This window comes from Microbispora sp. ATCC PTA-5024, assembly GCF_000511135.2.
Taxonomy (GTDB): domain Bacteria; phylum Actinomycetota; class Actinomycetes; order Streptosporangiales; family Streptosporangiaceae; genus Microbispora; species Microbispora corallina.
On record NZ_KI866527.1, the window covers coordinates 325,429 to 333,045 of the forward strand.

Below are 7,617 nucleotides of genomic sequence, written 5' to 3' on the forward strand. Positions count from 1 at the left end.
CCCGGCCGAGGGTGCGGGCGCCGCGTACGTCCTACTGGGGCGGCCGCGATCTCGGCGCGGCGCGGCTGGAACTGCGGGCGCCGACGGCCCGGACCGGCGCCCACTTCGGCTGGTCGCTCGCGGTCGCGGCGGGCACGGTCGCGATCGGCGCGCCGTACGAGGACGCCGACGAGGTGGCCGACTCCGGGGCGGTCTACGTGTATCGGTTCACCGGGCGCGTGGCCGGGCCGCCGCAGCGGATCACCCAGAACACCCCGGGCGTGCCGGGCAGCGGCGAGGCGGGCGACCTGTTCGGGTGGTCGGTGGCGCTCGGCCGGCTCGGCGGCGCGCCCGGCCAGATCGACCTCGCCGTGGGCGCGCCCTTCGAGGACCAGGAGGAGGGCGGCCTGCCGGACACGGGCGCGATCACGGTCGTGTACGACGTGTCCCTGCGTCCGTGGTCGTTCCAGGGCGTGGGCTGGAACCTGGGCGCCGTCACCCGCGAGGTCGCGGCGCACGCGGGCGACCACCTCGGCCACAGCCTGGCGTACGGCGAGCACGACGGCGTGGGCCACCTGGCCGCGGGCGCGCCGTACGCCGACGTGGACGGCGTGCGCGACGCGGGGGCCGTGCTGCTCTTCCAGGCCGCAGGCCCGGGGCCGCGCTTCGTCCGCCTGCTGCGCGAAGGCGCTGTCGCGGGCGCCGGCGACCGGTTCGGCTTCTCGCTGGCCTTCGCCGGGCCGTTCCTGGTCGCCGGGTCACCCGGGAGCGGCCTCCCCGGCGCGCCCGAGAGCGGCGCCGCGCACGTCATGGCCCTCGCCGGCCCACCCGAGCGGCGGACGCTGACCGAGCGCGACCCCCGGCCGTACGACCACTTCGGGTGGAGCGTGAGCGGGACGCCGGACGGCCGGCTCCTCGTCGGCGCGCCCGACCGGGGGGTGACGGGGGCGGTGACGGTGGCCGCGGCGGGACCGGCGGGACCCGGCGCGCCCTCTGAGGTGTCGTGGGGGGCCCAGGCGGCCAGGACCACCACGAGCGGAGGTTTCCGCGAACTTCTCCCCCCGAAAGAGGGTCCAACCGGAGAGGAGGCCCTGGACTTCGGAGCCGCCGTGGCCGGATGAGGCGGAGGACGTGTGGACGTTCGCGAGATGCCGACCCTTCCCGGCGGGAGGCCGCGGGCCGCCCGGGGCGACGTGCCCGGCAGGCCGGCTCCGCCGGTCCGGCGCGCCCTGCTGCGCACCACGGCTCTGGGGGCCGTGCTGGCCGCCACGTTCGCCGTCCTGACCGCTTCGGCCGTCCGGGGGCAGGGGCCGCCGCCACCTCCGCCCACGGACCTCGGCCGGCGCCTCACGCTCACGGCCGGGTTCGACGCGCCGTGGATGCTCGTGCAGACCCCCGGCTGCGGCTACCCGAACTGGGCCGGGGGCGTCCGCCACCCGAAACGGCAGACCTGCCGCCTCGTCGTGCTCCTCGGCAATCCGGGCCCCGATTCCGTGCGGCTCGCCGACCGGTTCCCGGACCTCGTCGACGACCGGGGCGCTACCCACTACGCCGTCCTGTTGTCCGGCGGCCCCCTCCCGGCCCTGGGGCCCGGCGAGCGGGTCGTGACCCTGACCTTCTCGTACGGCATGCCGAAGGGACGCAGGCCGGTGCGTCTGGAGGGTTCCGTGCTGGCCGAAGGTCCCCGCCTGCGGGTGACGCTGTGAGGGCGGCCGTGACGGCGGCGCTCCTGTCCGTGCTCATGGTCGTCCCCGCTCAGGTGGACCGTCCGATCCGGAGGTGCGCGCCGGAGATCGTGGTTGCCGATCCGAGCGGGCAGGAGTACCGCTCGCCCGGCGTGGGGTCGCTGTACGCGCTGAAGTTCGACGAGTACGGCCCGCCGCGCGTGCGGGCCGCGCTGACCCGAGGGCAGGTGCCGGTCACCCCGGAGGGCCCGCTGGCCCGCGCCGACATCGACGGGGACGGCTGCGAGGACCTCGTCGTCGGCTCCCCGCATGTGGACGCCTTCAGACAGCCCGGCGCCCCCGCCATCGGGGCCGGCCCCGGCGACGACGGCCTCGTCCAGATCCTGTGGGGCGGGCCGGGGGACTCGCCCGGCGTGCGCGACACGACCGTCCTGCCGGCGCCGGAGGCGGGACGGCGGGGGCACTTCGGCTGGTCGGTGGCGGCGGCGAAGGGTCTCGTGGCGGTGGGGGCGCCCCACGAGGACGCGCCGGGCGCCGCGGACTCCGGGGCCGTCTACCTCTTCCGGCTGTCCGGCCGTGAGGTGCGGGACGCCCCCCGCCGCATCACCCAGGACTCCCCCGGCGTGCCCGGCAACGGCGAGGCGGGCGACGCGTTCGGCTGGTCGCTTGCCCTGGCGGAACTCGGCGGCCTCACGGGCGTGCCGGAGCTCGTGGTGGGCGCGCCGTACGAGGACGACGACGGCGCGGGGCGGCAGCAGGACGGGCAGGGCGTGCCGCACGCGGGGGCGGTGACCCTCCTGGCGGACGTCACCACGGCCGGCCCGACGCGTGGGTGGCGGTTGTCCGGACCCTCGGCGCCCGGGGCGCGGTACGGCTACGCGCTGGCCACGGGCGAGGGGGACGGCCCTGCCTACCTCGCGGCGAGCGCGCCCGGCGTCGACGCTGTGGACCTGTACGAGGTGACCCCGGGCGGGGAACCCCGGCCCGTCCTGCAGTGGCGGGGGACGGGCGCGTTCGGGTTCTCGCTGGCCCTGGGCTACGGCCGGCTCGCCGTCGGAGCCCCGTACGGCGGGACCGCCGGGACCGTGACCGCGCTCCCGCTGGACGGCGGCCCGGCGACGACCCTGCCCGGGAGCGGCGCCGGCGACCGGTTCGGCTGGGCCGTGGCCTGGGCCGACGACGGATGGCTCCTGGTCGGCGCCCCGGACAGGGGCACCACGGGAGCCGTCGCGCTCGTCCCGCTGGGCGGCGGGGAGAGGATCTGGCTCGCGCCGGGCGACGGCTTCGTCCCCTCCCCTCCGTCCGTCGGGACCGGGCCCCGGTTCAAGGCCAACGAGCACGGCGTCGCGCTCGACTTCGGGGCCTCCATGGGCTGAGCCCCGCCCGGGCTTCCGGGCCGGTCAGAGGATGCCGCGGGCGGTGAAGGCGGTGGTGACCGCGCCGGCCGCGGCGGAGCCGTACAGGCGCCGGGCGGCGGCGACGGTGGCCTGGGCGGCGGCCGCGAACGTGGTGTCGGGCGCGAACGCGAACTGCGCCTCGATGATCAGCGTGCTCGCCCTGCGGTCGCCGAGGGCCGTGCGGATGTCCCATAGAGCGCGCGACCAGATCTCGCCGTCCGCGTGCACCTCGCCGACGACGTCCTGCGGGTAGTGCTTGTCCCCGTCGAGCCGGCGCAGGCAGTGCGGGGCGTTCGTGTAGCTCGTCGAGTCCCAGTCGGCGACGCAGGCCTCGTCGGTCCTGGTCGGCGTTCCCGTGGCCCAGCTGCTCACGGCGACCGCGAGGTAGTCGCCGAACGCCTCACCGATGGCGCCGGACTCCGGGGTCGTGCCGAAGCCGGGGACCTGCCCGTCCTGGACGCTGTGGCCGTACTCGTGCACGATCACCTCGGCGTCCTCGCCGTCGTCGACTCCGCCCTTGCCCAGCGAGATGTTCGCCTTGTCGTCGCGGAAGAAGGAGTTGTCGCCGCCGTACTGGTCGATGCGCAGCTCGATCTGCCGCTGGTTGACCGGGCGCAGCGAACCGCCGAACCCGAGCGACTGGATGTACCGCTGCGCGGTTGTCACCCAGTAGTAGCCCATGACCTGCTCGAACTGGTCGGCGTCCCGGTGATAGGCGGGGAAGGCTCCGCCGGTGGCGCGGGCGGCCGCTCCGGTCCCGCTCTTGACCCGTACGTAGCGGCCCGTGAGCGTGCCCGATCCGTCGAGGTCGGTCAGCGTCACGGTCCGGTAGGCGGGCGCGAAGACCGGCAGGTCGGCGTCCTTGGCGTCGGTGAGCGTCTGCAGGCCGAGCTGCTGGACGGGGTTGGGGGCGAAGACCGTCCCGGTGGCCGTGGCCGTGTAGGGGTCCGCGGCGGCCACGGCCGGCGCGGCTGTGGCGGCCAGGGTCAGGGCGCCGGTGAGGCTCAAGATCGCAAGGGGGGTGCGCGGCATTGGATCCTCCGTCGAAGAGCGCGGAAGCCCCAACCCTAGATCGGGGGCCCATACCGGCCGCAAGCCCTCATACGCCTATTCCGCGGTCGATATGGGATCGGCGCCAGGAGAGCGGCGGCGCCAGCGCCAGTCGAGCTCGCCGGGGGCCGGGGGCGGGCCCGGCAAGGCCGGGGCGTCCGCGGCCGCCATGCCGTCGAGCAGCATCGCGAGGTGACGCAGGCGCAGCTCACGGGTACGGCCGGGGTCGGGGACGCGGATCGCGGCGCACCCTTCGAGGACGAGCCCCACGTCGCCGGTCACCACGTCCCGCCGGAGCCGTCCGCTCGCGGCGGCGCGCTCGGCCAGGGCCGCGCCGAGCGCCCCCGCCCGCTCGGCGTCCCGGCGCATCTCCGGCGTCGGGGTGAACGTCCCGGCCAGGTGGACCGTGAGCGAGTGGACGTCGGCCTCGACGACCCGCTCAAGGAAGCGGGTGAACGCGGCCCAGCCGTCGGGCTCGGCGTCCGCCGCCTCGGCCTCGGCGATGAAGCGGCGCAGCCCGTCGTGACACAGGCGGCGAAGCAGGTCCTCCTTGCCCGCGTACCGCCGGTAGAGGGCGCTCATGCCGACCCCGGCCCGCTCGGCGACGGCGGCGATCGGCGCCTTCGGGTCCTCCAGGAACACCGCGCGGGCGGCGTCGAGGATCAGGGAGTCGTTGCGGGCCGCGCGTCCCCGCCGGGCCGGCTCGGTCTCGGTCATGTTCGCCAGCGTAACAGTGGAACGGATCGTTCCGTTCTGATATGCTCTTACCAGAGCGGAACACTCCGTTCTGAAGTTGGCGGAAGGGATCGACCATGAGCGAGAACACGGTGGGGAACTGGCGGGGTCTGCTGGCGGAGGCCCACGACGCCCTGCGCCGGACCGTGGCAGGCGTCGGCCCCGACGGCTGGAACCTGCCCACGCCCTGCGAGAAGTGGTCGGTCACGCAGGTGCTGCAGCACGCGACGGGTGACCAGATCGCGTTCGCCGCGGCGATCACCGGAGGTGCCTGGCCGTCGGAGGACCCGTTCGCGCCGTCGGGCCGTCTCGACGGCGACCCGGTCGCCTACCTGGCTCAGGCACTGGAGACGTCGGGCGCGGCCTGGGCCGGTGTGGGCGACGGAGACGAGGGCGTGCCGACCCCGCTGCCCCACGGTCCGCTGCCGGCCTGGCTCGCGGGCGGGGCGTGCGCGCTCGATGCCGCGGTCCACGCCTGGGACATCGCGGTGGCCACCGGGCAGCCCTCGCCGCTGTCGGAGGAGGCGGCCCGGTCGCTCATGACGGTCGCGGCCGCCGTCGTCGAGCCGCTGCGCGCCTACGGCGCGTACGCCCCGGCGCTCGACGCGGGGCCGGAGGCCGGGGAGGCGGCGTCCCTGCTGTCCTACCTGGGCCGCCGCCCCGCCTGGACTCCCGCCGGGTGACGCCACCGCACCGGCCCCCCGGTGTCCGCCGTACGGGTCAGGGCGTGGACGGGGCGGCGGCCCGGCGGTGCTCGGCGATGCGGGCGAAGTCCTCGACGCCGAGCTGCTCCCCCCGGGCCGACGGGTCGACGCCCGCCGCGACCAGGGCCTCCTCGGCCGCGGCGGCCGTGCCGGCCCACGACGCGAGGGCGGCGCGCAGGGTCTTGCGGCGCTGGGCGAACGCGGCGTCGACGGCGGCGAAGACCTCCTCGCGGCTCGCCGTCGTGACGGGGGGATCGCGCCGGACGAGGGAGACCAGGCCGGAGTCGACGTTGGGCGCGGGCCAGAAGACGTTGCGGCCGACCGGCCCGGCGCGGCGCACGTCGGCGTACCAGGCCGCCTTGACGGACGGGATGCCGTAGATCTTCGATCCGGGGGTCGCGGCCAGCCGGTCGGCCACCTCGGCCTGCACCATCACCAGCCCGCGGCGCAGCGACGGCAGCGTCTCCAGCAGGTGGAGCACCACGGGCACGGACACGTTGTACGGCAGGTTGGCCACGAGCACGGTGGGGGCGGCCCCCAGGTCGTCCGGCCCGATCCGGAGCGCGTCGGCCCGGACGACGGTCAGCCGGTCGGCCGCCTCCGGGGCGCGCTCGGCCACGGTCAGCGGCAGCTGGGCGGCGAGGACCGGGTCGATCTCGACGGCGACGACCCGCGCGACCTCGGGGAGCAGCGCGAGCGTGAGCGACCCGAGCCCGGGCCCGATCTCGATGGCCACGTCGTGCGGGACGACCCCGGCCACCCGGACGATCCGGCGGACCGTGCCGCCGTCGATCACGAAGTTCTGCCCCAGCTTCTTCGTCGGCCTGAGGTCGAGCTTCTCCGCCAACGCGCGCACTTCCACCGGCCCGAGCAGACTCATGCATCCAGTGTCGTGCATGCGAGCGTGTCGAATTACGCGGCGGATCCGCGGCGGGCTTGCCATCCTTTCCGTCTTCGGCGACGAACGGCCGGTGTACGGAGGGAGCCGACGTGGATAATGTGGCGACGCGCGGCGCCGCGCCCCAAGGAGACCCGCCCATGGATCCCACCGGTGCAGAGCCCCTGCGCCCCCAGGACCCGCCGGCCGTCGGACCGTACCGGCTGCTCGGCCGGCTCGGCGAGGGCGGGATGGGGACGGTGTACCTCGCCGTGGCCCCCGGCGGCAGGCTCGTCGCGGTCAAGGTGGTGAAGGCGCAGTTCGCGCTCGACGAGGACTTCGCCGCCCGCTTCCACGCCGAGGTCGGCAACGCCCGCAGGGTCGCCTCGTTCTGCACGGCCCAGGTCCTCGACAACGGCGACGCCGCCGACGGCACGCCGTACATGGTCACCGAGTACATCGCGGGGACGCCGCTGTCGCGGCAGATCGACCGGTACGGCCCGCTGGAGCCGGGCTCGCTGCACGGCGTGGCCCTCGGCGTGGCGGCGGCCCTCGCGGCCATCCACGTCGCGGGGCTCGTCCACCGCGACCTGAAGCCGGCCAACGTCATCCTGTCCCTGACGGGACCGAGGGTGATCGACTTCGGCATCGCCCGGGCCCTGGACACGAGCCACAGCTTCACCCAGTCGGGCGAGCTCCTCGGAAGCCCCGGATGGTGGGCGCCCGAGCAGGTGCGGGGCGAGGAGGTGACCCCGGCGGCCGACGTCTTCGCCTGGGGCTGCCTCGTGGCCTACGCCGGTACCGGCCGCCACCCCTTCGGCCGGGGCGACCTCGTCACGCTGGCGGCCCGCGTGCTCAACTCGCGGCCCGACCTCGGCACGCTGCCCGCGCCGCTCGGCGAGCTCGCCCACCGTGCGACGGCCTCCGACCCCGCCCGGCGGCCGTCGGCCCAGGATCTGCTCATCGCCCTCGTCAGCGGCGTCGTGCCCGGCGCCGCGTCGCCCGCCGCCGCGGCCACCGAGGCGCTCACCCGGTCCTGGGAGCCGCCGCCGAACGTCGCGCAAGGCCGGGGTGACGTCCCCGCCGCCGCGCAGACGCTGATCGACCCGGCGTCCGCGGTGACGGACCCCCGGCCGCTCTCACCGGGCGCCGGGACTCCGCCCACCGCTCCTCCGCCCGCGCGGCGGCGG

At 76.2% G+C, this 7,617-nt stretch carries 8 protein-coding genes; 5 read left to right on the plus strand and 3 right to left on the minus strand.

Translation table 11 applies throughout. The features are described from left to right. The 3 genes from MPTA5024_RS35955 to MPTA5024_RS35965 form a co-directional block, all read left to right on the plus strand. Window positions 1–1,100 (plus strand): FG-GAP repeat protein (locus MPTA5024_RS35955; RefSeq protein ID WP_198167594.1); only part of this gene is annotated, 1,100 nt, incomplete at its 5' end. Between the two features lie 12 nt (window positions 1,101–1,112). Continuing rightward, window positions 1,113–1,685 (plus strand): hypothetical protein, encoded by a 573-nt coding sequence (locus MPTA5024_RS35960; protein WP_036332509.1) that lies wholly within the window; start codon window positions 1,113–1,115, stop codon window positions 1,683–1,685. An 8-nt stretch (window positions 1,686–1,693) separates the two neighbouring features. After that, window positions 1,694–3,040: a hypothetical protein gene (locus MPTA5024_RS35965; protein ID WP_157099909.1), complete on the plus strand. Its 1,347-nt coding sequence runs from the start codon at window positions 1,694–1,696 to the stop codon at window positions 3,038–3,040. 24 nt (window positions 3,041–3,064) lie between these two features. Here the strand turns inward: MPTA5024_RS35965 and MPTA5024_RS35970 are convergent, their stop codons facing one another. Then, window positions 3,065–4,093, minus strand: coding sequence for a M4 family metallopeptidase (locus tag MPTA5024_RS35970; protein ID WP_036332513.1), 1,029 nt, complete (start codon window positions 4,091–4,093; stop codon window positions 3,065–3,067). A gap of 75 nt (window positions 4,094–4,168) precedes the next feature. Next, window positions 4,169–4,828: a TetR/AcrR family transcriptional regulator gene (locus MPTA5024_RS35975; protein WP_036332515.1), complete on the minus strand. Its 660-nt coding sequence runs from the start codon at window positions 4,826–4,828 to the stop codon at window positions 4,169–4,171. Window positions 4,829–4,923: 95 nt separating this feature from the next. Here MPTA5024_RS35975 and MPTA5024_RS35980 point away from each other — a divergent pair, with 95 nt between their 5' ends. Beyond that, the gene (locus MPTA5024_RS35980) at window positions 4,924–5,529 is read left to right on the plus strand and encodes a TIGR03086 family metal-binding protein (protein WP_036332518.1); all 606 of its coding nucleotides are present in this window, start codon (window positions 4,924–4,926) and stop codon (window positions 5,527–5,529) included. A 37-nt stretch (window positions 5,530–5,566) separates the two neighbouring features. Here the strand turns inward: MPTA5024_RS35980 and rsmA are convergent, their stop codons facing one another. Further along, window positions 5,567–6,430, minus strand: a complete 864-nt coding sequence (rsmA, locus tag MPTA5024_RS35985) for a 16S rRNA (adenine(1518)-N(6)/adenine(1519)-N(6))-dimethyltransferase RsmA (protein ID WP_232326789.1) — start codon at window positions 6,428–6,430, stop codon at window positions 5,567–5,569. Window positions 6,431–6,588: 158 nt separating this feature from the next. On the opposite strand from rsmA, the gene MPTA5024_RS40415 reads away from it, so the two are divergent. Further along, on the plus strand, window positions 6,589–7,617 hold a 1,029-nt coding region (locus MPTA5024_RS40415; protein WP_157099933.1), incomplete at its 3' end, for a serine/threonine-protein kinase.